The organism is Microvirga sp. CF3062, assembly GCF_036314045.1.
In the GTDB taxonomy this organism is placed as follows: Bacteria; Pseudomonadota; Alphaproteobacteria; order Rhizobiales; family Beijerinckiaceae; genus Microvirga.
The window spans coordinates 489,491-509,177 of sequence record NZ_JAYGGN010000002.1; the positions used below are offsets into that span (position 1 = coordinate 489,491).

Below are 19,687 nucleotides of genomic sequence, written 5' to 3' on the forward strand. Positions count from 1 at the left end.
TCCCCCATCATGCAAGACTTCCGGTTCGGCTTCTGCTGCAAGTACATTCCCGAAGACGGCTCGGCGCAGGATGCACGGGCTATGAATACGTCGACTGTGACGATGGCTTACTTGAGCCGTCTCGAGCCGAGGCTTGCCTACGAGAAGCTTGCGGCTGTGGTCTCTCACAACCTGGAAGCTTTCCGGCTCCAGATCGAACATGTAGCCGGAAGGCCGAAGCCGGAACGTCTCCACCGCCTGTCCAGCGACCTGCTTCCCGGCTATACCCATGCAAGCTGCCGGGAGTTCTATCGCGATCCTGATCTGCGCAACCTGATCGAGACGAAGCTTACACAGGCAGGGCGCCTCGCACGGGACAGGGATGTGCGCCTGAGCATGCATCCAGGCCAGTTCTGCGTGATCGCCTCCGCCAATCCCTCAGCCGCCGCCAATGGCATTGCGGAATTCGAATATCATGCCGAGGTCATGGCTCTCATGGGCTACGGCCAGGGGTGGCATCCGCACGGGGCTCACATCAACATCCATGGCGGCGCGAAGGCGTTGGGTGCAGAAGGAGTCCGGAGCGGCCTTGCGCACCTGTCACGGACCGCACGCAACCTGATCACCATCGAGAACGACGAGGTGAGCTTCGGTCTCGATGATCTCCTGCCGCTCGTGGATGACGTGCCGCTCGTTCTCGACCTTCATCATCACTGGATCATGAGCCAGGGCGAGTATATCGAGCCGGACGATCCGCGCATTGGCCTGATCATCGCATCCTGGCGCGGTGTGAGGCCGGTGAGCCATGTCAGCGTGTCCCGAGAGAACCTTCTTCCGGATTACGACATCCGCAGCCTTCCCGATTTCAAGGCGCTCGTTGCATCGGGGATCAAGCCGAAAGATCTGCGTGGTCACTCGGACCTGATGTGGAATGAGGCCGTCAACGATCTGGTGATGCGCCATCTCTCATGGTCCGATTTCGAGATCGAGGCGAAGCTGAAGAACATTGCGACCGAGGGCTTGGCGCAGCATGTGGAAAGACGACAATCCAGCCTTCGTGCAACAGGATAAAGTTTCATGAACTCTCGGAGCCGGTGGAACCAACCTAACCAGGAGTCGTTGTCGGGTATTGTATCGCGAGTCACGAAGTGATGTTGCCTACCCATTCCACAGTCCTTTTGGTTGAAGACGAGCCCTTGATCCGTCTTTTCCTGTCCGAGCTTCTCGAAGATGCCGGCTTCAGGGTTGTCGAGGCGGCCAACGGTTCCGAAGCTTTGGTGCTGATGGAGGCGGGACTGCGGGTTGACGTGCTTCTCACGGATGTGGATATGCCGACAGGCTGCAGCGGCTTCGAATTGGCTCACCGCGTGCATGAGCTCTGGCCTGGAATTGAACTTCTGATCATGTCGGGGCGGCAATGGCCCTCGGCAGGGGATCTTCCGCCCGGAGCCGCCTTCCTAGCAAAACCGTGCCCGAACGAGGCGATCGTCTCCCATGTGGTTTCCGCTGCGGAGCGCAGGAAGCGCCTGTTCTATGTTGCTGAAACCACACGGCAGCCCACGGAGCGAGATTCCAACATCCTGCCTTTTCCGAAAACAGCCTAAATTCCTGAACTCGATCTTGCTGACGGCGTTGAGCGGACATAAGCTCTGCCGGAATTGACCTTCATCAGGGGGCCGGAGTCTGTGAACACGCTCCGGAATGTCCGACCGAAGGTTGGTCAATATGCTTTTCGAGCCTATTCCAAGGCTGTTGACGAGCTTCCCCACACCATTCCCGGAGGAATACATGGCGACCAAGACGACTGACGCAAAAGCCGGCGCGAAGAAGGCTGCAGACAAGCCTGCTGCCAAGAAGGCTGCCGGTTCCAAGCCCAACGCTCTTCAGCAGCCCTTGCAGCCGTCCAAGGAGCTGGCCGTCATCGTGGGCTCGAACCCGCTGCCGCGCGGCGAGGTTGTGAGCAAGATGTGGGAATACATCAAGAAGCACAACCTGCAGAACCCCGAGAACAAGCGCGAGATTCTGGCTGACGACAAGCTTCAGCCGATCTTCGGCAAGCCGAAGGTGACGATGTTCGAGATGAACAAGCACCTTGCCCAGCACCTGAAATAAGCGAAACCTCGCTTCAGGCTTATCAGGAATCCTGCCGCCACCGATCGAGCGGCAGGATTTCCGGCCTCTGACCCGGGGCCTTCTTCCACGGGTCCACGGCCCATTCCTCTCCGGTGCGCTTCTCCGTGATCACCGCCGTGAAGTGCGGGTAGCGGCCGTCAAAGAAGAACCCCCGCGATTCCGGATGCTCCACCACATGATGGGTCAGGAGCCCACGCTCCTGCAGAACGAGGAGCAGGCTGGTCGTGTTGGCGGTTTCATCCAGGCAATCCATCTGACCGTGAACGCCTGACATCTGGGGCGGCGACCCCGGCATGTCTGGCTTCCCACCCAGGGAAGCGGCCAGATACGCCGTGTAGGATCTGACTACCTCGGCCAGCGCCTGCCTCTCCGCAGAGGGTGAACCCTGCGCCGATCTCAACGTCCCGCTTGCCCGGCTCAGCAGGCTCCCATCGATCGGGAGCGCCAGCCGCCGGGTGCATCCATATCCGTGACAGGCAATGATACGGCCTCCCGCGGGCTCGACATAGCCGCGCTCGTTGAACCATCTCTGGGGCGCCTGAGGTCCGGCAACCGCCGGAACGCTCAGGAACAGGGGCGGCAGAACCGTCGAAAGGAGCAGTAGCGTCAATCTCACGATGGGGGTACCTATCGCCTTAGCTTGCAGGGCTCTTGGCGATATAGGTCGAGCGGCTCAGTTGCCCATAGGTTAAGCTTGGTTGAGTCGGGTTACGACTTTTGAGGTTTCCATGTCCCGCATCGTCTTCCTGAACGGTTCCTTCCTGCCCCTCGAAGAGGCCAAGGTGCCCTTCATGGATCGAGGCTTCCTGTTCGGCGACGGGGTCTATGAAGGAATCGGCGTGCTCGACGGTCAGTTGATCGACAACGAGGCGCATCTCGAGCGCCTTGAGCGTTCACTCGTCGAAGTGCGGATCCGCAATCCCTATTCGCGCGCCGAGTGGACCTCGCTGCAGGAAGAGATCGTCCGTCGCAACGGCATGGTGGAAGGCTTCATCTACTTCCAGGTCACCCGGGGCGTGGCGGAGCGGGACTTCTTCTTCCCCGAGAATGCCGAACCCACGGTGGCCATGTTCACCCAGGCCAAGGCAATTGCCGACGCTCCGGCAGCTCGGACGGGCATCGCGGTCGTGACCGTGCCGGACCAGCGCTGGGCGCGTCGCGACATCAAGTCGATCAACCTGCTGGCTCAGGTCCTCGCCAAGCAGGCGGCCAGGGAGGCAGGAGCCCAGGAGGCCTGGCTGGTGGAGGATGGCTACGTGACCGAAGGCGGCTCGTCGAGCGGCTTCATCGTCACGAAGAATGGCAGCATCGTCGTGCGTCCGCTCTCCCAGTCCATCCTGCCCGGCATCACCCGCAAGTCCCTCCTGCGGCTCTCCGAAGAGGCCGGGATCTCCCTCAAAGAGCGCCGGTTCACGGTCGAGGAAGCCTACGATGCCGCTGAGGCATTCCTCACCAGCGCCTCGAACTTCGTCCTGCCCATCGTGTCGATTGACGGACGTCCAATCGCCGACGGAAAGCCCGGTCCCGTCACGAAGCGGCTGCGCGAGCTTTATCTGTCCATGGCTCGCGTTCCGGCCCTGGCCGCCGAGTAGCTTTGCCGGAACCGGCCATCGGGTCGTCCGTTGCCTTCCGAAGGAGCGACCCATGAACCGTGTTCTGGTCCTATCGACTATTCTGGCGGGCTGCTTTGGGACGGCAGCTTTCGCCCAAAACCCTCAGGTTCTGCAGCAACAGGCCCCGAACATGCCTGCGCCGAGCCAGATGCCGGCCGAGAAGATCGAGCCCGACAGCAATCTCTCCGGCACCAATGGCCCGTCGGAGACAGGATCGACCAAAACATTGAGCGAGAAGCTCGAGCAGACGGATGGCGTGATCCGGCCGCCAGAGACCGCGACTCCTGACATCACCGTGCCTGCACCCGTGCCCAATCCCGGCACCACACCGGTCATACGACCGCCGGGCAACCAGCAGGTCGATCCGAAATAAGGATCTAGGAAGCCGGGAGCTGCTTCCCGGCCGAGCGCCGCCGCTTGCCCTCGCGGGATCTGTTGTTCTCGCGGGGCTTGGCTTCCATTGAACGCTCGCCACCGCTCTTCATGATCTGGGCCGCCACCTCGGAGATCTGGCGGCGCAGTTCATCGTTCTGGCCTCCGGAGATCTCCATGTTCGCGAGCCGCTCCTGAGCCTCGTCGCGCTCCGCCTCGATTTCGCGGATGCGCTGCTCAAGAATCAGGCCGCGCTCCTGCTCGGCGGCAATGCCTTTGGCGAGCTCCGCCAGCCGCAGGCGCTCGTCTGACAATTCGCTGTGCCGCTCGTTCAGAGCACGCTCGAAGTCGTTGCCCCGGGCGGTCTGGGTCATGAGGCGGGTTTCGAGATCCGAGATGGTGATGCGTTTGGTATCGAGGTCGCTCAGGGCTGTCGTGAGCCGGCGATCCATGTCGGCGAACTCGACCTCGATGCGGGCAAGCTTCTCTTCGGCGTGAAGGAGCTCGGTCTTCGTCCTGGAGCGCTCGTGCTGCGTGAGTTCCAGTTCCATGCGGGTATTGGACAGCTCATTCAGGGTTGCCCGGTGAGCATTCTCAAGAGCAGTCAGGGTCTCGCGGGTGCTCGCGAGGAAGGTTCTGGTCTGTGCGAGGTCTTCGTCGACCGCTGCCAGGCGCGTCTGGGTGCTGGCGAGGTTGACTTCGAGCTGGGCCACCGTCCGGTCGCGCTCGACGAGAGTGCTCTCGAGGGCCTCGATGCGGATCGCCCGCCGGCCTAGTTCCTCCATGCTCTCCCGCTTGTAGGCCATCGCTTCCTCGGCCTTGCGCTCGATCCGCCGCTGGAGAACCGCGAATTCCGCCCGCAGGTGGTCCTTCTCCGCCGTCAATTCGGAGATCGACATGGGAAAGAGCGCCTCGGCCCTGCGGCGGGCTAGACGCTCAGCGCGGGCATTGACCGCGGGGATGATCAGAAGCGCGATGAGGGAGGCTGCGACGAACCCCAACGCGAAAATCATGATTGTTTCGATCACGCGGACGCCAACTCCAAGGTGCTTGACCGGTAACGCTCAAGCACCTTGCCTTGTGCCTGCGCAGCTTTCCAGAGGCGCGATGCTCCAGACCGCCCGTTGTAGCGCATCCTGTGTCAGTTTCCACTGCCTCGGAGATGGCACCTGCTCGCGTGAAAGCCTAGAAGGGGTTCCAGGTCGGCTCGGAGGTGAACTTCAGGTAGCCGATATTGACGCCAAGGCGAGCCCCGACGCCGGCCCGGATCGGCACCACGACCATCTCGTCCGCCGCCACAGCGGTCACGCCGAAGCCGCCGATGAAATAGGCCGAGCCGTCGACGCCGACGAAGCGTTTATAGAGCGCGTCCGTGAAGGGCATGTTGTACACCAGCATCATGGTGCGGGCACCGTCACCGCCCACGTCGAATCCAAGGGAAGGCCCCTGCCAGAAGATCCGGCGATCGCCGGCATTGCGGGTGAAGAGCTTGCCCTCGCCATAACGCAGGCCGCCGAAAAAGGCGCCGGAGGCTTCCTGACCCAGTATGTAGCCATTGGGCTCGCCCCAGCGGCGGATCGCCTCCTGGAGGGCAAGGGCAATGCCGCGGGAGGCCGAGCCGAAGAACTGATGGCCGGACTCGACCAGTTCATCGGAACGGAAGGATTCCGGGCTGCCGGGATTGGTGACGTAAGCGCGCTGGACGGTTTGGGCCGAGGCCTGCAGGGGCAGGGCGCTGATGAGGGCGGCAAAAGCCGCTGCCGCAAGAAACGTGGACCGGGAGCGCATGGGCTATCTCCTCGCGTGAGACAGGGGACAATCCGGCCATCGTGGGCCGAAAGGCTGCTATCGAGGGTCGAACCTTACGGTCATCAACCCTAACAATCTCTCTACGGAATGCCTTTGAAACGGCCCGCGGTTATTTTGAGCCGAGAATACCCGGCCCTTGGCAAGAGACAGTCGGGAAAAGGGAACTCAGGCGGCCGAGGCCGATACAGGCAGGTCCAGTCTGGGCGCCAAGGCTGCATCGCCGATGGCCGCGAAGGGGCCGTTCCGGTAACCCTTGTCCTCATGGCCGTAGGTGAGGGGCGCTCCCCCCGGTCCGACCACGCTGCCGCCGGCGCAGGTGAGAATGTGGTCGCCCGCCGCCGTGTCCCATTCCATGGTCGGGCCGCAGCGCACATAAATGTCGGCCTCGCCGGAGGCGATGAGGCAGAACTTCAGGGCCGAAGAGGTCATGCGCCTTGTGCCGATCGACAGGACCGAGAGGCAAGCTTCCGTGGCGATGTCGCCGTGGCGGCGGCTCACCAGAGCCACGAGGTCCTTCTCGGGGGCGGGGCGCACCCTTGCTTCGCGCCAGTCGAAATCTGCCCGTTGCTCATTGGGCAGGGCGCTCACGCGGGCATTCTCGCCGGCAATCCAGATCGACCCCATGGCCGGCGCGGCCACCACGGCCGCCATGGGCCGATTGCCCCGGATCAGGGCGATGTTGACGCTGTATTCGCCGGTGCCGTGTATGAAATCTCCGGTGCCGTCGAGGGGATCGACAAGAAAGAAATAGTCGTCCGTCTGGGCTGTGCTGGAGGTTTCCTCGGCGATCACCGGAACACTGTCCCAGGCCTCACCTAAGCGCCTGATGATCAGCTCCTCCGCAGCCAGGTCTGCTGCCGTCGTAGGGCTTCCGTCATCCTTGATGCGCTTGTCGATCAGCGCGCTTTCCATGCCGCGCAGGACCCGTCCTGCCTCCCAGGCGATGTGAGCCAGCTTCAGGGCGATCTCGTCGGGGTTCTGTCCATCGAAGCGCATCATGGATTTGTGCCTGTTCCCTCGCGGGCTGTCGATGTCTTTTTGCCCGCTTTTCAAAGAACTCTGAGCCGGGTATCCCGGTTCACGTTCTCTTTCCTGTTTGGCTGTACTCATTCCCGTTGAAATCCCGATTTCTTGAATGAACAGCTGACGTTACGCCGTCTCCGGAGCCCTCATGGCCACGATTTCCCTCGATTCGCTCGATCTCGCCGCTCTCCTCTGCTCACGCGTCTGCCATGACGTGATCTCGCCGGTGGGTGCAATCGTCAACGGGCTCGAGGTTCTGGAGGACGACAGTGACGCCTCCATGCGCGACTTCGCACTCGACCTGATCCAGAAAAGCGCGAAGCAGGCCTCGGCCCGCCTCCAGTTCGCCCGCCTTGCCTTCGGGGCGGCCGGTTCGGCCGGTGCCTCGATCGATCTCGGCGATGCCGAGCAGGTGGCCCGGGGGCTCTTCCTCGACGATAAGATCAGCTTCTCCTGGTCGTCGCCCCGGCTCCTGTTCCCCAAGAACCGGGTGAAGCTTTTGCTCAATCTGGTCATGATCGCCACCACGGCCATCCCGCGCGGCGGTTCGATTGCCGTGACGGTGACGGGAGACGCCGAGAGCTGCGCCTTCACCATCGTGTCAAAAGGTCTGAATGCCCGCATCCCCGCCCATTCAGAATCCCTTCTTGCCGGAGATTCCGAATCCGGTACGGTCGATGCCCATGGCATCCAGATCTTTTACGCCGGCATGATCGCCCGCGCGTCGAACATGAATATCGCGTTCTCCCTCGAGGGCGACGAGGTGACGATCAGGGCTGTCACGGCTTGAGATTGCTGTTTCAGGTTAAGACGATCCAGATGGTCTGCTCTTAGGCAACGGAGCGGGGTGCCTTTCGCAGGTGAGCGCCGAGCAGGCTGCCTGCCAGGATCACGATGAGAATGATCGGCGAGACAGGCGCCACGAATGCGAAAAAGGCTTCTACAGGTGTCCAGGTATTCCCGTAGACTTGCACATGCCCTGTCAGGGAGAAGGAAGCACTCGCGAAGCCTGTTAACGCGAGGCTCACGCTGCTCAGTGTTCTTCGTAAGCTCCAACTGTTGCGGATCGGCGGAAGAAGCAGCAATAATGCTTGGAACAGCAAGAACATAGAGAAGATGATTGAAGAAATGATCAGATACTCTTCCAAAAGCCGCGATGCCGTTATTTCTCCAGCTAAGGTAACGTATTCTCGACCGATGAGGTCCTTGGCTTGTAATGCAAAGGGCAATGCAACGCCACTTATGAGAATGTAGCCGTAGGCTATCAGGTAACGCATCGGGCTTATCCTATCGGAAGGTGCTCGATCAGCAAAAAAGCCCGGGCTTGAACCGGGCTTTTTGATTGGTAGTCACCGCGAAGTTTAAATCGCGATGCGCACGTCCGCCTCGGCAGGCTCGCGCAGCACGTAGCCGCGGCCCCAGACGGTCTCGATGTAGTTGCGGCCCTGCGAAGCATTGGCGAGCTTCTTGCGGAGTTTGCAGATGAAGACGTCGATGATCTTCAATTCCGGCTCGTCCATGCCGCCATAGAGGTGGTTGAGGAACATCTCCTTGGTCAGGGTCGTGCCCTTACGCAGGGAGAGGAGCTCCAGCATCTGGTATTCCTTGCCGGTCAGGTGCACGCGGGCGCCGCCGACTTCGACCGTCTTGGTGTCGAGGTTGACGATCAGGTCCCCGGTGGTGATCACCGACTGGGCGTGACCCTTCGAGCGGCGCACGATCGCATGAATGCGGGCCACCATCTCGTCCTTGTGGAACGGCTTGGTGAGATAATCGTCGGCGCCGAAGCCGAGACCCTTCACCTTGTCCTCGATGCCGGCCATGCCGGAGAGGATCAGGATCGGCGTCTTCACCTTCGCGACGCGGAGCGTCCGCAGGACCTCGTATCCCGACATATCCGGCAGGTTCAGATCGAGAAGGATGATATCGTAATCGTAGAGTTTGCCGAGGTCGATGCCCTCTTCTCCGAGATCCGTCGTGTAGATGTTGAAATTCTCGGACTTCAGCATCAGTTCGATGCTTTGCGCTGTCGCGCTGTCGTCTTCGATCAGAAGTACGCGCATGTTCAATCCCCAGCCCTTGCCCTTGAGCTTTGAAACAGCGGGAGGCTGTTCATCCACCACCGGGCTTGCGGCGGATGCTCTTTTGAACTGATTCGAAACGCTAGTACGGAATGGTTAACAAACCCTGATTCTGGGACGCAAGCGCTTAACGAACTTGACAGGCAGATCATCCGCCGAAGGCCATTATCCTGTGGATTCTGGGTAACCATAGGGAACCGCCTTACAACATCCCAAAAGCTTATCGTCTAAGCGTTTCAGCCTTGCCCGGGAACGAATCTGAGGGACCCGCGACCGCGACAAGGCCAGTGTTAACGAAATCGGTAAACGAATGGTTTACGAGGCCCGCAGGACGCAAGCTTGGGGCAAGATTTCGCCGAGGGGGTTGAGATCACAGGAATTTTTTGTCGCCGCCGGTAAGGAAAGCTCAACCTCCATGGGCGATGGTGTCGCATGTCTGGCGGATAACTGAGCGATCCGTGAGGCGAAATGAAACAGCGACGTGTGGAGTTGAATCAAGATGAAGTCGCGGGACACGCTCATCCGCCTCAAGCGCTTTCAAGTCGACGAGAAACGTCGCCGGGTGGCGCAGATCGAGATGATGATCGCCGAGTTCGACCGCATGGCGGCTGACCTTGATCGGGAAATCGCAGCGGAAGAGCAGAAGGCCGGTATCACCGACCTCAACCACTTTGCCTATCCGACCTACGCGCGCGCTGCGGCCCAGAGGCGGGACAACTTGCGCCTCTCGGCCCAGAACCTGCACATCCAGCTCGACGATGCGAAGGCCGAGCTCGGAGAAGCGTTCGAGGAGCTGAAGCGGGCCGAGAGCCTCGAAGACCGTGAGCGCTCCATGGACGCCGCCATCAGCCAAGCCGGCCAAGGCCGCGTCGTTCGCGCCACGGCCTGAACGAAGCCACACCGAAATTCGAAAGGGCGCGCCAGACCGGCGCGCCCTTTTTCATGGCTGCTGCACCAACAGCGGGAAATGGGGTGCCGCCTCCCGGGGGAGTAACCCGAGACGACGCGGATCGTCCGTGACCTCGATGGCACGCCGATAGGGCGTGAAGCCTGAGCGGATATAGAAGGCGAGGGCGCTGGCTGAGTCGAGCGTGCAGGTATGGACGAAGAAGCGCTTCGTCGGCTGTGCGAAGGCACGGCTGATGGCTTCGTTCATCAGGAAGCGTCCTGCCCCTTGTCCGATGAAGCCCGGCACGAGCCCCAGAAAGGCGAGTTCGACCTCATTATCAGTGCGGAAGTCGAGCTCGAGCAGGCCCGCATCGCCGGTTCCGTCATGGAGGGCGTAGGCCTCCACCTTCGGGTCATCGAGGATTGTGGCGAGCTTGTCATCGGACACGACGGCCCGGCTGAACCAGAGCCAGGGCTCGCCCACTGCTCGGAACAAGGACCGATAGCGCGGCCTGTCGTGATCGATGCGCTGGAGCGTCCATCCTGCCGGCTTGCGGATCGAGAGCAGATCCGGCGGCTTTTGCATCTCGAGATAGGTGACGATGGTCGCAATCTTGCCAGGGGGCAGATCGGTGTAGCCGTCGAGGTTGAGAGCCACTGCCGAAGCGCTCGTCATAGGGGATCGCCTTCTGGGACCTTCAAGGACAGGGCTGCTTGATAAAGCGATTGCCTCCTTACGTCACGCTTCTCGCTTGGACTTTATGTCATGGGCCTCCACACCAATATCCCCTTGCAGACCCAGGGGATTGTGGGCACAGAAGAGCCAACGAGGGAGATGTGCCAGCCCGATGAAGAATGTGCGTGAGTTCATTTGGCCCATGATCGGGCTGCTGGCAGTCATCGTCTCAGGCTGGCTTCTCTACCGCGAACTTCGAGGTATGTCCTTGGACGATGTCTGGGACAGCCTGACCGCCGTTCCTTCCCATCGCTACGCTCTCGCGGCTCTCTCGACCCTTTTCGCTTATGCGGCGCTCGCCTGGTACGACAGGATCGCGCTGCTGCATTTGGGCGTCCGTCACATTTCCTGGCTGTTCGTGTCCGTCACGTCGTTCACGACCTATGCGCTCTCCCACAATATCGGCGCCTCTGTCTTTTCCGGGGCCGTCGTGCGCTACCGGGCTTACACCTCGAAAGGCCTGAGCGCCCCGCAGATCGCCGTGCTGGTGGCCCTGTGTTCCTTTACCTTCGGTCTTGGCACCATCCTGCTTGGGGGCATCACCCTGGTGGCCGATCCGACCCTCCTGCACCGGCTGGAAGAGCTTCTGCCCTCGATGCTGACCAATCCGGCTACGGCTCGTGTCGTCGGGCTGCTGCTGCTCGGCTTCGTGGTGCTCTATGTGGTCGGATCCGTCCTGCACCTTCCGCCGCTCATCATCCGCAAGGCCAAGCTCGAATATCCACGCCCGGCTGTCATGGTGCGCCAGCTGATTGCGGCGCCGCTCGAACTCCTAGGCGCCGCCGGCATCATCTATTTCGTGCTCCCAGCTCATTTGGAGCCCAGCTTCATCGTGGTGCTCGCCGTGTTCCTGGCCTCCTTCTCGGCGGCCCTGGTGAGCCATGCTCCTGGTGGCCTCGGGGTATTCGAGCTTGTCTTCCTCACCGCCATGCCCGACATTCCCAAGGCGGATGTCTTGGCGGCTCTCATCATCTTCCGCTTGTTTTATCTGCTGATCCCCTTTGGCCTCTCGCTCGTGGTGGTGCTCATGTTCGAGAGAGCCCGGCTGGCGCAGGCATGGCGCGGCCGGATGATCGCCGCCGACGGCTCCGTGCCGCCGCCGCCACTGTCATCGTCCGATCAGTAAGGGTAAAAAGCGCGAGCGCTCAGGCGGCTGTGGCCGGGCGCTGACCCGGCTCCGGGACGACGATGCCCGCCTGCGTGTACTCATTCAGCTTGTTGCGCAGGGTGCGGATCGAGATGCCCAGGATCCGCGCCGCATGGGTCCGGTTCCCGAGGCAGAAGGCGAGTGTGTCGAGGATCAGGTGCCGCTCAACGTCGGCGATGCTCCGGCCGACCAGAATGCGCCTGAGGGTCTCCATACTCTGTTCTTGACCGGCAGGAGACGAGGGAGAACCGCTATCTGCTTCGAGATGGTCTTGTCGGTACGACGGATCCTGGCTGCCGAGCACGTTGAGAGCCTGCCTTAAGGAGAGGTGATTCAGGAGTTTATGCTCATCTTATGGTTAGGAAGCTCTTAACGGCTGAGCTTCGCCCCCGAACTTTCAATCCCAAAATGGAAAAGGCGCTGGCTCGGGTGAGCAGCGCCTCATTGTCGGATCTCCCGGCGTGCCTACTGCCGGTAATGCTGGATGCGCGTGGTGCGCAGGCCCGCCAGACCATGCTGGTCGATGGACAGCTGCCAGCTCAGGAACTCCTCAGTGGTCAGCGTGTATCGGTGGCAAGCTTCTTCGAGGCTTAAGAGCCCGCCGCGGACGGCGGCGACAACCTCGGCCTTTCGGCGGATAACCCAGCGGCGGGTGCTGGAAGGGGGAAGGTCGGCAATCGTCAAGGGACTGCCATCGGGCCCTATGACATACTTGACCCTAGGGCGGTGGGGTTCGGTCATGATACGCTCACACAAAAATTCAACGACCTCAGTGGCTCGAACCTACGCGACGGGGCTTAATGTTTTCCTAAGCCCAATCAGTCGGTTATCGAGAGTGCCTAAGCTTAGCCATAAACGTTAAAGTTGCCTTATTCCGCTGCACTTTCCCTTTAAGAATTGTGGCGCACGAGCATCGAACCCAAAAGTGGACCTGCACTTTTGGGTTCGATGCTCATTCTCTGAGTTGGCACATCGTTCGGAACGGACCCGAAGGGCCACGCAGTGAAAACGGGTCCACTTTTCCGCACAATGCGCTATAGAAGGGCTTTGAAGCCTCCCGTGCGCCGCCTTGAACGGCGCCTCTGGATGGAATGATGCTCAACTCACTCGGCCTGCCTACCGAACCCTCGAAGACCCGCGTCGTGGTTGCGATGTCGGGCGGCGTGGACTCGTCCGTCGTCGCAGCCCTGCTCAAGCGCGAGGGCTATGATGTCATCGGCATCACGCTCCAGCTCTACGACCATGGTGCTGCTGCCCACCGGAAGGGCGCCTGCTGCGCCGGCCAGGACATCTACGATGCCCGCCGGGTCTCGGAGGCCATCGGCATCCCCCATTACGTGCTCGACTACGAGGCCCGCTTCCGCGAGGCCGTGATCGACCGCTTCACCCAGAGCTATCTGGAAGGCGAGACGCCGATCCCCTGCGTGGAGTGCAACCGCTCCATCAAGTTCCGCGATCTCCTGGAGACCGCCCGGGAACTCGGCGGCGATGTGCTCGCCACAGGCCATTATGTGGCAAGCCATGCTCTGCCGGATGGGCGCCGGGCGCTGCATCGCGCCGCCGACCCCGACCGGGACCAGAGCTATTTCCTCTATGCGACGACGCCTGAGCAGCTGGATTTCCTGCGCTTTCCCCTTGGTGAGCTGCCTAAGGAGCAGACCCGCGAGCTGGCGCGTGAGTTCGGGCTCACTGTGGCGGAAAAGGCCGACAGCCAGGACATCTGCTTCGTCACGCAGGGACGCTACAGCGATGTGATCGAGCGCCTGAAGCCCGGCGCCGTGCACGGGGGCGAGATCGTCCATATCGACGGCCGGGTGCTCGGGCGCCACGAGGGCATCATCCACTACACGGTGGGGCAGCGGAAGGGCCTGGGCCTCTCCGTCGGCGAGCCGCTCTATGTGGTTCGCCTCGAGGCCAAGGAGGCCCGCGTGGTGGTTGGCCCCCGGGAGGCGCTGGCCACCCGGCTCATCCGCGTCACGGACGTGAACTGGCTCGGCGACGTGCCGCTCGAGGCTCTCGGCGAAAAGGGCATGGAGGTGGCCGTGCGCGTGCGCTCCACCCGTGAGCCGCGCCCGGCGATCCTTCGATCCACAGGAACAAGCACTACGGTCGAGCTGTTATCGGCTGAAGATGGGGTGTCTCCCGGTCAAGCTTGTGTCATCTATGAGAGCGATGCTCCCCGGGCACGTGTGCTTGGCGGGGGCACGATTGCTCGCACAATGGCCGAAGCCGCGCCCGCCGCGGCCTGAGGCTTCGACCGAAGGGACCTTTATGACGGATGGAGCGACCACCGTCCTGATGCGCAAGGCTTATGCGCGTTGGGCTCCGATCTACGACCTCGTCTACGACAAGCTGACGGAACCTGCCGCCCGCGCCGCCGTGAACGCCGCCGTGGCCTGCGGCCCGAAGGTGCTGGAAGCCGGCGTTGGCACGGGCCTGTCACTGGGCTACTACCCCATGAATGCCGAGGTCTACGGGGTCGATCTCTCCGAGGACATGCTCCGCCGGGCGCAGGAGAAGGTCGACAAGCGGGGTCTCACGCATGTGAAGAGCCTGCAGGTTATGGACGTCACCCGCCTCGGCTTCCCGGACGGGGCCTTCGACGCGGTGACCGCACAGTTCATCATTACCCTGGTGCCCGAGCCGGAGATGGCCCTCGACGAGTTCATGCGCGTGCTCAGGCCGGGCGGCGAGATCGTGCTCGCCAACCATTGGGGGCAGCCCTCCGGCCCCATCGCGACGATCGAGGAGATGGTCTCGCCCATCGCCAAAGCCATCGGCTGGAGCTCGGCCTTCAAGGCCTCGCGGGTCGAGAACTGGGCTCAGCGGACGGGCCGCATGGAGGTCGTGGAGCTGAGATCCTTGTTCCCGAGCGGCTTCTTCAAACTCATGAGAATCAAGAAGATAGCATGAGGGCTCGGGGCGGGCGCTCCGTGACCCGGACGTGACTTCCAGGCTCAAAGCCCTATCTCTAAGAGCAGGCCAACTCCAGATTACGAAAGCACGTCCGATGCGCCTTTTCATGTTTACCTCCCAGGCCAAGGAGGATCTTCACGCTTTTGCAGGGGATGAATCCGGCACGAAGCTCCCGGCCAAGTACGCCCCCTGGGGACTGACCGGCACGCTGAATTCTCGTGAGACCCCGCCGCACAAGTTCAACCGCAAGGCTATCGAACAGGCGGTCTCGAGCGAGGGCTTCCAGCTCTGGCGGATGAAGCCCAAAGGCTGAGGGGAGCGACCCGCATTCAGCCCTGGACGGCTACAGGGTTACGGGCGCATTGCGCCGATTTTCTGCCCTCCAGGCGCAGGGCTGACTCGGTGGCGACAAATCCGCAGTTTCCCCGCCGGTCTTTCTTGACACCCGGGGGCAACCTTCCCTATATCGCGCTTGCCTGACGCGGGGTCCGCCCCGCTGCCTGGGGCGGAGTAGCTCAGTTGGTTAGAGCAGAGGAATCATAATCCTTGTGTCGGGAGTTCAAATCTCTCCTCCGCTACCATCCTTTGGCTAAGTTTTTGATATCAAAGCGGAAATTGCTTTTTAGGCTTTGGGTGTGGTATCGCCTCAGATCTAAGAATTTCAATGAAATCAATGTTAGGGTACTAGCAACTGTTGATCCGACAGCTTGGCGTGCTCAGATCGCCTAGTTGCCATCTGCGGGAGGCTTCTTTCTCGTTAGCTTCTCGTACAGCTCTGGTGTCAAGACCTCGCGAGCTGGGCGCATCCGAGCGAAGTCCTCCTCAGTCAACTCAGGATTCTCATCATCAATCTAGGCTTGGATCTCGGCTTCTTCCTTGCCCGAAAGCTCTATATTGGGAGTAGACAGGGGGCGCTTCAGCATAGAGTGTCTCCTACCTTCATTTTTGATCATCCCGAATAAGGGTTCAGCAAGAGGCTTTTATAAGCGGCTTCTAATAACTGATCCCTGTCGCCTTCGCGGAAGCCTATTAGAGAATCGCTTGCAAGAGGTCATGGAGGCGGCGAGGTCCAGCCTCATGAAAAAAGCTACGCAATCTCAGAAAATGACGCCGATTATAGTGCTCTCAAAGCCGCCTGAGGTGATACTTAGAATCGCACGCGCTCTTGCCCGTGCGGCCGCGCGAGAGGATCACGAGAAGTGGCTTAGGTTGCGCCAGGGGCCTCGGAAGCGAGTTCTTGCACCTAATAAGCGAGTAGAAGGAAGAATGTAGCTTTGATACGGGGCGGCACCAGCTTTGCTTACAACTTCACTCTGCCCTTTACCGTGGCTGCAAACTTAACTTTAAGAGCATTAGAACCCCATATAAGATGCATCGATAGGTGCTCGGCGGAGAGATGCTGTTGGTTGAAGATTTTGTCCCAGCCCATGCGGCCCACTCTATTGACCATGTAAGTGCGTCAGTAGCGTTCAATGGGTATCTGAGCGGCACTGATTGGCTGCAGGTATTGCTTGCTGCAGAATCATGCGCACGTGAATTGGACCTTCCCATCTATGCTGACGCTATTGGAGCGCAGGTCATTCCGGATAGCCCTTCACCGGGGGATGGGCGTCCTGCCGCTTTCAATATGTCAGTAAGTGGTATTGGTGGTACTTTTCGAAGTGCGGATGAAAGTATACCTCAAGGGTTTCAATTTACCCGTAGTGAACTACGAGTTGAAACTAGCGCGTATGTCAGATGGCAGGGCTTTGCCGAGTTCTTAAACCAGATCCTCACCTCCGTTCTGCCTGGGTACGTAGATCATATTCCGATAGGTCAAATTAGGCTTGAGTACAGAGATCGTTATATACAAAGAGTTGGACTTGAGCGAGCGAATTTGCCAGCTTGGGGTCAAGTAATAAAGGCTTCATCGTTTATGCCAGTATTTGGAACTAATCGCATAGAGCCTTGGCACTCTCATGTAGGGTGGTTTGAAGCTCATGATGAGGATCGCAGACGCTTGGTTAATCTCAACGTTGATACTAACGAAAACTTCCAGTATTCTCCTACTGAACTAGAGCGTACAATTTTTGTTCATAGCCTTGTCGGCCTCCAAGGACCGTTCACACGGGAACACACGCGTAGCGAATTGGTTTCTAAAGAGTTTTTCTTGTTACATGAGAGGTCAAAGTCAGTGTTGAGCTCCATCTTGACGGAAAGCATGCAAAAGAGCATTTCTTTACGTGTGGATGAGAAGTTGATATGAACACCGCTCTTCGCGTGCCGCGCGATCTTTATGGAAATTCCCAATTTCCGGCGACAGCATTCTTTGTTGAGCAGGCATTTGCCGAGCACACAACCGCTGTGCCAACGCGGGATCGAGCAAGTGTTGACTTGCGCGGCGTAGAAGATTTTCCTAAGCACAATGCGTACAAGCGTAATACTCGTGCAATCGAGTATGCCATCAGAGACGTACGCAAGCTTGCGAATTATGCGTCTGGCTGGGACGGCTACGACGCGGCTGCACCAAACCCTCAAGCTATAAGCGAGGCTATTAGCTTTCTTGAGAAACTGCGGAAGGACAGAGCTTTCACAGTATCAGCGGATCCAGATGGAAGCGTTCATCTGACAGCCGAAGGGAATGGATCGCGAGTAGTTTTCGTCTTCGAGGGAAGCGGCACTCTGGCAATTCTCAAGCGGGTTCAAGGTGTTTGGCAGGATGAGGGACCTTACCCTCTCACCACCGGCCTCCGAGTCCCCGCCGAGGCCGAGGTGGTTTTGCAAGCGCTCTTTTAAGAGCTTACTGCATGGATACCTCAAGTCTCCAGTGCCAAGATCTGGCGCAATTCTTCGATGCGCATCCTCGTCCGAACAACTTTGCGGAATTGATTGATCAACCGTCTGGGCAATTCCGATGCGAGATGCAGAGGGTTAGTCGCTATTCGACTGGACGTCCGGTTCTTCTAGAAGAGGTTCTTGTCCGAGTTATCATTTCTCCTCGGGATCTTGAAAAGCCACCTTCAATGGAGTTGGGCGAGAGTTGCATCTCGGATGTTAGTCGGTTGGGACTATCTGTCTTACGCCGAGATTTTAATGAAAGAACTCAGCAAGAGATTGAGGCTCTCGCTCGCTTCCTAGTTGATCGAGCGGCTGACAACTTGCCAGACGATGTTGTTGCGGAATGTTATGGCGCATTGGAGATTCCGTGTTCCACTATAAGAGGCGAACCAGGACCTAATGGTGCTCCTCGAGCTTATGGTGCCTATGAGAGCCCAGAGGAAGGGCGACAGTCGCATGCTGATGTTCTTCAAGCCGTAAGTCTCTACCCCTCTAAGACAAAAGCTAAGACAGCTGCTTGGAATTTCTTAGAAAAGATCCGTGGGCGCTTCTTTCCAGCCAATCTATACCCATATGCCAATATCAGCGGGATCAGCATGCGAGGGCGCAGGCCAAAAGCCTAGTTATGGCAATCTGAATCTTTGCGCTTATCCAAACGAACATAGCCTGAAACTGAGATAATTAGTTTGGGCGTATTGACGGTATCGGTCCTCCGCTACCAATCTCCATAAGCATTTGAAGAAGACATTTTCATACGACCTAACTTAGTCATTCTGACACAAGCGGCGGCGATCAATATCAATCCTATGCAAATGCGCGCAAGGTTGTGACGAGGTGATCAGCAAAGGTCCTGACCCGTGGGGTAATGTCTTTGCGCGTCGGGAATGAAATCGATATCTGCACCGGTGCTCGAATCCACTCGGTACGCACCTGAATCAGCCGCCTCTCTTGAACATCTTTCCTGCACAGAACACACGGAAGAAGGCCGATCCCAGCCCCTAATTGAACGAGGTCCAGGATCATCCGGTAGTCGTTTGCCTCAACTGACGGGACAGGAAGCCGCTCACCGCCAAAGATGATACGACCCAGGAGATTGCGGATGGAGGCAGGTGGGCCGATAAAGTGTTGAAGCTCGCTCAGGTGAGCCGGCAACTCGTGCGTGTCGAGCCAAGTGGCACTGGCAAACAAGCCATAATCGAATGTAGCAACCTGACGGCTGATCATATCCTGTGGGTTATCCAGGCCAACGCGAACTGCCACATCGATGTCGTTCGCTACCAAATCCAAGACCGTATTGGTGAGGATGACATCGACGAACACGCCCGGATGAGTCCGCCGGAACGCGGCAATCGCCTCCGCCAGGGGACTCGTCGGAAAATCCGCCGGCGCCGTAAGCCGGACGGTGCCGGTCAGTTCCTGGTGTGAGGACCGAAATTCCTGGGTAACGCTACGCAGCGTACTCAGTGCGCCTTGCGCCTGCTCAAACAGGCGACGCCCATCGTCCGTGAGGGTAACCGTGCGGGTGGAGCGCTTGAACAATCTCACTCCCAGAGCATCCTCAAGCGATCGGATACGCAGGCTCACGGTTGATCGCGGCATTCCAAGCCGACGCGCGGCAGCCGAGAAACCGTTCGACGTCACCACTTCCACAAAGGTCGTCAGAGCGTTCAGATCCATCATTGTCCATCCTGATGGACACATTGGCTAGCATTGGCGATCTATCCTGTCGACTGGCCTTGGCCCTATCGTTCTCCACCAGTCACAGACAGGATTGATGGCAATGAGCGCATTCTACATTTTCGACAATCGCGAGGTCCGGGATCCGGCGGCTTTGGAGGCCTATAAAACGGCAGTCGCTCCCGTAACAGAAGCCTACGGCGGGCGTTACCGCGCGCTCAGCGGGGACATCGTTCGCTCCGAGGGCGAGTGGTCGCCAAATTACATTGTGGTAATCGAGTTCCCATCGGTCGAGAAAGCCAAGGCTTGGTACAACTCGCCCGAGTACGCTCCCCTGAAGGCTATGCGCATGAAGGCCGTAAGGTGTGATGCGATTCTCGTCGGCGGCCTGTGAGCAATCCATCCCTCTGAAGGGCGCGCGGGATTCTCCTGTGCCCCTCACTGAGGTCTCGGTTTGCTATCGCATTTTGTAATGGCCAGTAAGATTATCGATTGC

At 59.5% G+C, this 19,687-nt stretch carries 23 protein-coding genes, 1 tRNA gene and 1 pseudogene; 15 read left to right on the forward strand and 10 right to left on the reverse strand.

Annotated features, from left to right (window positions below; translation table 11 throughout):
• Positions 1-9: 9 nt before the first annotated feature.
• From VB618_RS05860 to VB618_RS05870, 3 genes are all read left to right on the forward strand, one after another.
• Positions 10-1,050: a UV damage endonuclease UvsE gene (locus VB618_RS05860; RefSeq protein WP_442931681.1), complete on the forward strand. Its 1,041-nt coding sequence runs from the start codon at positions 10-12 to the stop codon at positions 1,048-1,050.
• An 80-nt stretch (positions 1,051-1,130) separates the two neighbouring features.
• Positions 1,131-1,583 (forward strand): response regulator, encoded by a 453-nt coding sequence (locus tag VB618_RS05865; RefSeq protein WP_329795706.1) that lies wholly within the window; start codon positions 1,131-1,133, stop codon positions 1,581-1,583.
• 184 nt (positions 1,584-1,767) lie between these two features.
• The gene (locus VB618_RS05870) at positions 1,768-2,091 is read left to right on the forward strand and encodes an SWIB/MDM2 domain-containing protein (RefSeq protein WP_329795630.1); all 324 of its coding nucleotides are present in this window, start codon (positions 1,768-1,770) and stop codon (positions 2,089-2,091) included.
• Between the two features lie 22 nt (positions 2,092-2,113).
• Here the strand turns inward: VB618_RS05870 and VB618_RS05875 are convergent, their stop codons facing one another.
• Complete coding sequence (locus VB618_RS05875; protein WP_329795631.1) at positions 2,114-2,728, reverse strand: hypothetical protein; 615 nt, start codon at positions 2,726-2,728, stop codon at positions 2,114-2,116.
• Between the two features lie 112 nt (positions 2,729-2,840).
• Between VB618_RS05875 and VB618_RS05880 the strand changes: the two genes are divergently transcribed.
• Positions 2,841-3,704: a D-amino-acid transaminase gene (locus tag VB618_RS05880; RefSeq protein ID WP_329795632.1), complete on the forward strand. Its 864-nt coding sequence runs from the start codon at positions 2,841-2,843 to the stop codon at positions 3,702-3,704.
• A gap of 52 nt (positions 3,705-3,756) precedes the next feature.
• On the forward strand, positions 3,757-4,098 hold the full coding sequence (locus tag VB618_RS05885; RefSeq protein ID WP_329795633.1) for a hypothetical protein: 342 nt from the start codon (positions 3,757-3,759) through the stop codon (positions 4,096-4,098).
• 4 nt (positions 4,099-4,102) lie between these two features.
• Here VB618_RS05885 and VB618_RS05890 read toward each other — a convergent pair whose 3' ends face one another.
• From VB618_RS05890 to VB618_RS05900, 3 genes are all read right to left on the reverse strand, one after another.
• Complete coding sequence (locus VB618_RS05890; protein WP_329795634.1) at positions 4,103-5,125, reverse strand: hypothetical protein; 1,023 nt, start codon at positions 5,123-5,125, stop codon at positions 4,103-4,105.
• 157 nt (positions 5,126-5,282) lie between these two features.
• Complete coding sequence (locus VB618_RS05895) at positions 5,283-5,885, reverse strand: DUF1134 domain-containing protein (RefSeq protein WP_329795635.1); 603 nt, start codon at positions 5,883-5,885, stop codon at positions 5,283-5,285.
• Positions 5,886-6,071: 186 nt separating this feature from the next.
• Entirely contained in the window at positions 6,072-6,905 is an 834-nt protein-coding gene (locus VB618_RS05900) for a 3'(2'),5'-bisphosphate nucleotidase CysQ family protein (protein WP_329795636.1), read from the reverse strand.
• A 172-nt stretch (positions 6,906-7,077) separates the two neighbouring features.
• Here VB618_RS05900 and chpT point away from each other — a divergent pair, with 172 nt between their 5' ends.
• The gene (gene chpT / locus VB618_RS05905) at positions 7,078-7,719 is read left to right on the forward strand and encodes a histidine phosphotransferase ChpT (protein WP_329795637.1); all 642 of its coding nucleotides are present in this window, start codon (positions 7,078-7,080) and stop codon (positions 7,717-7,719) included.
• Between the two features lie 40 nt (positions 7,720-7,759).
• On the opposite strand, the gene VB618_RS05910 is transcribed toward chpT, so the two are convergent.
• Both VB618_RS05910 and ctrA read right to left on the reverse strand, forming a co-directional pair.
• Positions 7,760-8,206: a hypothetical protein gene (locus VB618_RS05910; RefSeq protein ID WP_329795638.1), complete on the reverse strand. Its 447-nt coding sequence runs from the start codon at positions 8,204-8,206 to the stop codon at positions 7,760-7,762.
• Between the two features lie 84 nt (positions 8,207-8,290).
• Positions 8,291-8,992, reverse strand: a complete 702-nt coding sequence (ctrA, locus tag VB618_RS05915; RefSeq protein WP_329795639.1) for a response regulator transcription factor CtrA — start codon at positions 8,990-8,992, stop codon at positions 8,291-8,293.
• Positions 8,993-9,509: 517 nt separating this feature from the next.
• On the opposite strand from ctrA, the gene VB618_RS05920 reads away from it, so the two are divergent.
• Positions 9,510-9,899, forward strand: coding sequence for a flagellar export protein FliJ (locus VB618_RS05920; protein ID WP_329795640.1), 390 nt, complete (start codon positions 9,510-9,512; stop codon positions 9,897-9,899).
• Positions 9,900-9,950: 51 nt separating this feature from the next.
• Here VB618_RS05920 and VB618_RS05925 read toward each other — a convergent pair whose 3' ends face one another.
• Entirely contained in the window at positions 9,951-10,574 is a 624-nt protein-coding gene (locus VB618_RS05925; RefSeq protein WP_329795641.1) for a GNAT family N-acetyltransferase, read from the reverse strand.
• A gap of 172 nt (positions 10,575-10,746) precedes the next feature.
• On the opposite strand from VB618_RS05925, the gene VB618_RS05930 reads away from it, so the two are divergent.
• Positions 10,747-11,760: a lysylphosphatidylglycerol synthase domain-containing protein gene (locus VB618_RS05930; RefSeq protein ID WP_329795642.1), complete on the forward strand. Its 1,014-nt coding sequence runs from the start codon at positions 10,747-10,749 to the stop codon at positions 11,758-11,760.
• A 19-nt stretch (positions 11,761-11,779) separates the two neighbouring features.
• Here VB618_RS05930 and VB618_RS05935 read toward each other — a convergent pair.
• Positions 11,780-11,992, reverse strand: a pseudogene (locus tag VB618_RS05935) (helix-turn-helix domain-containing protein); the annotation flags it as partial.
• A gap of 254 nt (positions 11,993-12,246) precedes the next feature.
• Positions 12,247-12,522 carry a CtrA inhibitor SciP gene (sciP, locus tag VB618_RS05940; protein ID WP_329795643.1) on the reverse strand — a complete coding sequence of 92 codons (276 nt, stop codon included), beginning with the start codon at positions 12,520-12,522 and terminating at the stop codon, positions 12,247-12,249.
• Positions 12,523-12,872: 350 nt separating this feature from the next.
• Between sciP and mnmA the strand changes: the two genes are divergently transcribed.
• The 6 genes from mnmA to VB618_RS05970 all read left to right on the forward strand — a co-directional run bounded on the left by mnmA (position 12,873) and on the right by VB618_RS05970 (position 17,472).
• Positions 12,873-14,030, forward strand: coding sequence for a tRNA 2-thiouridine(34) synthase MnmA (mnmA, locus tag VB618_RS05945; protein WP_329795644.1), 1,158 nt, complete (start codon positions 12,873-12,875; stop codon positions 14,028-14,030).
• Positions 14,031-14,052: 22 nt separating this feature from the next.
• On the forward strand, positions 14,053-14,694 hold the full coding sequence (locus VB618_RS05950; RefSeq protein WP_329795645.1) for a class I SAM-dependent methyltransferase: 642 nt from the start codon (positions 14,053-14,055) through the stop codon (positions 14,692-14,694).
• A gap of 109 nt (positions 14,695-14,803) precedes the next feature.
• Positions 14,804-15,010 (forward strand): hypothetical protein, encoded by a 207-nt coding sequence (locus tag VB618_RS05955; RefSeq protein WP_329795646.1) that lies wholly within the window; start codon positions 14,804-14,806, stop codon positions 15,008-15,010.
• 191 nt (positions 15,011-15,201) lie between these two features.
• Positions 15,202-15,278, forward strand: a tRNA-Met gene (locus VB618_RS05960).
• Positions 15,279-16,099: 821 nt separating this feature from the next.
• Positions 16,100-16,942 (forward strand): TIGR04255 family protein, encoded by an 843-nt coding sequence (locus tag VB618_RS05965; RefSeq protein ID WP_329795647.1) that lies wholly within the window; start codon positions 16,100-16,102, stop codon positions 16,940-16,942.
• Positions 16,939-17,472, forward strand: a complete 534-nt coding sequence (locus VB618_RS05970; RefSeq protein WP_329795648.1) for a hypothetical protein — start codon at positions 16,939-16,941, stop codon at positions 17,470-17,472. The genes VB618_RS05965 and VB618_RS05970 overlap by 4 nt, the downstream gene beginning before the upstream one ends.
• Before the next feature lie 846 nt (positions 17,473-18,318).
• Here VB618_RS05970 and VB618_RS05975 read toward each other — a convergent pair.
• Positions 18,319-19,194, reverse strand: a complete 876-nt coding sequence (locus VB618_RS05975; RefSeq protein WP_329795649.1) for a LysR family transcriptional regulator — start codon at positions 19,192-19,194, stop codon at positions 18,319-18,321.
• Positions 19,195-19,294: 100 nt separating this feature from the next.
• Here VB618_RS05975 and VB618_RS05980 point away from each other — a divergent pair, with 100 nt between their 5' ends.
• The gene (locus VB618_RS05980; protein WP_329795650.1) at positions 19,295-19,585 is read left to right on the forward strand and encodes a DUF1330 domain-containing protein; all 291 of its coding nucleotides are present in this window, start codon (positions 19,295-19,297) and stop codon (positions 19,583-19,585) included.
• Positions 19,586-19,687: the final 102 nt, after the last annotated feature.

What these genes read in the sequence shown, in the direction of transcription:
- VB618_RS05975 (WP_329795649.1), bottom strand. Translation starts at nt 19,194, where the DNA reads ATGATGGATCTGAACGCTCTGACGACCTTTGTGGAAGTGGTGACGTCG.
- VB618_RS05880 (WP_329795632.1), top strand. Translation starts at nt 2,841, where the DNA reads ATGTCCCGCATCGTCTTCCTGAACGGTTCCTTCCTGCCCCTCGAAGAG.
- sciP (WP_329795643.1), bottom strand. Translation starts at nt 12,522, where the DNA reads ATGACCGAACCCCACCGCCCTAGGGTCAAGTATGTCATAGGGCCCGAT.
- ctrA (WP_329795639.1), bottom strand. Translation starts at nt 8,992, where the DNA reads ATGCGCGTACTTCTGATCGAAGACGACAGCGCGACAGCGCAAAGCATC.
- VB618_RS05925 (WP_329795641.1), bottom strand. Translation starts at nt 10,574, where the DNA reads ATGACGAGCGCTTCGGCAGTGGCTCTCAACCTCGACGGCTACACCGAT.
- VB618_RS05900 (WP_329795636.1), bottom strand. Translation starts at nt 6,905, where the DNA reads ATGATGCGCTTCGATGGACAGAACCCCGACGAGATCGCCCTGAAGCTG.
- VB618_RS05980 (WP_329795650.1), top strand. Translation starts at nt 19,295, where the DNA reads ATGAGCGCATTCTACATTTTCGACAATCGCGAGGTCCGGGATCCGGCG.
- VB618_RS05885 (WP_329795633.1), top strand. Translation starts at nt 3,757, where the DNA reads ATGAACCGTGTTCTGGTCCTATCGACTATTCTGGCGGGCTGCTTTGGG.
- VB618_RS05955 (WP_329795646.1), top strand. Translation starts at nt 14,804, where the DNA reads ATGTTTACCTCCCAGGCCAAGGAGGATCTTCACGCTTTTGCAGGGGAT.
- mnmA (WP_329795644.1), top strand. Translation starts at nt 12,873, where the DNA reads ATGATGCTCAACTCACTCGGCCTGCCTACCGAACCCTCGAAGACCCGC.
- VB618_RS05910 (WP_329795638.1), bottom strand. Translation starts at nt 8,206, where the DNA reads ATGCGTTACCTGATAGCCTACGGCTACATTCTCATAAGTGGCGTTGCA.
- VB618_RS05930 (WP_329795642.1), top strand. Translation starts at nt 10,747, where the DNA reads ATGAAGAATGTGCGTGAGTTCATTTGGCCCATGATCGGGCTGCTGGCA.
- VB618_RS05860 (WP_442931681.1), top strand. Translation starts at nt 10, where the DNA reads ATGCAAGACTTCCGGTTCGGCTTCTGCTGCAAGTACATTCCCGAAGAC.
- VB618_RS05970 (WP_329795648.1), top strand. Translation starts at nt 16,939, where the DNA reads ATGAACACCGCTCTTCGCGTGCCGCGCGATCTTTATGGAAATTCCCAA.
- chpT (WP_329795637.1), top strand. Translation starts at nt 7,078, where the DNA reads ATGGCCACGATTTCCCTCGATTCGCTCGATCTCGCCGCTCTCCTCTGC.
- VB618_RS05870 (WP_329795630.1), top strand. Translation starts at nt 1,768, where the DNA reads ATGGCGACCAAGACGACTGACGCAAAAGCCGGCGCGAAGAAGGCTGCA.
- VB618_RS05950 (WP_329795645.1), top strand. Translation starts at nt 14,053, where the DNA reads ATGACGGATGGAGCGACCACCGTCCTGATGCGCAAGGCTTATGCGCGT.
- VB618_RS05865 (WP_329795706.1), top strand. Translation starts at nt 1,131, where the DNA reads ATGTTGCCTACCCATTCCACAGTCCTTTTGGTTGAAGACGAGCCCTTG.
- VB618_RS05895 (WP_329795635.1), bottom strand. Translation starts at nt 5,885, where the DNA reads ATGCGCTCCCGGTCCACGTTTCTTGCGGCAGCGGCTTTTGCCGCCCTC.
- VB618_RS05920 (WP_329795640.1), top strand. Translation starts at nt 9,510, where the DNA reads ATGAAGTCGCGGGACACGCTCATCCGCCTCAAGCGCTTTCAAGTCGAC.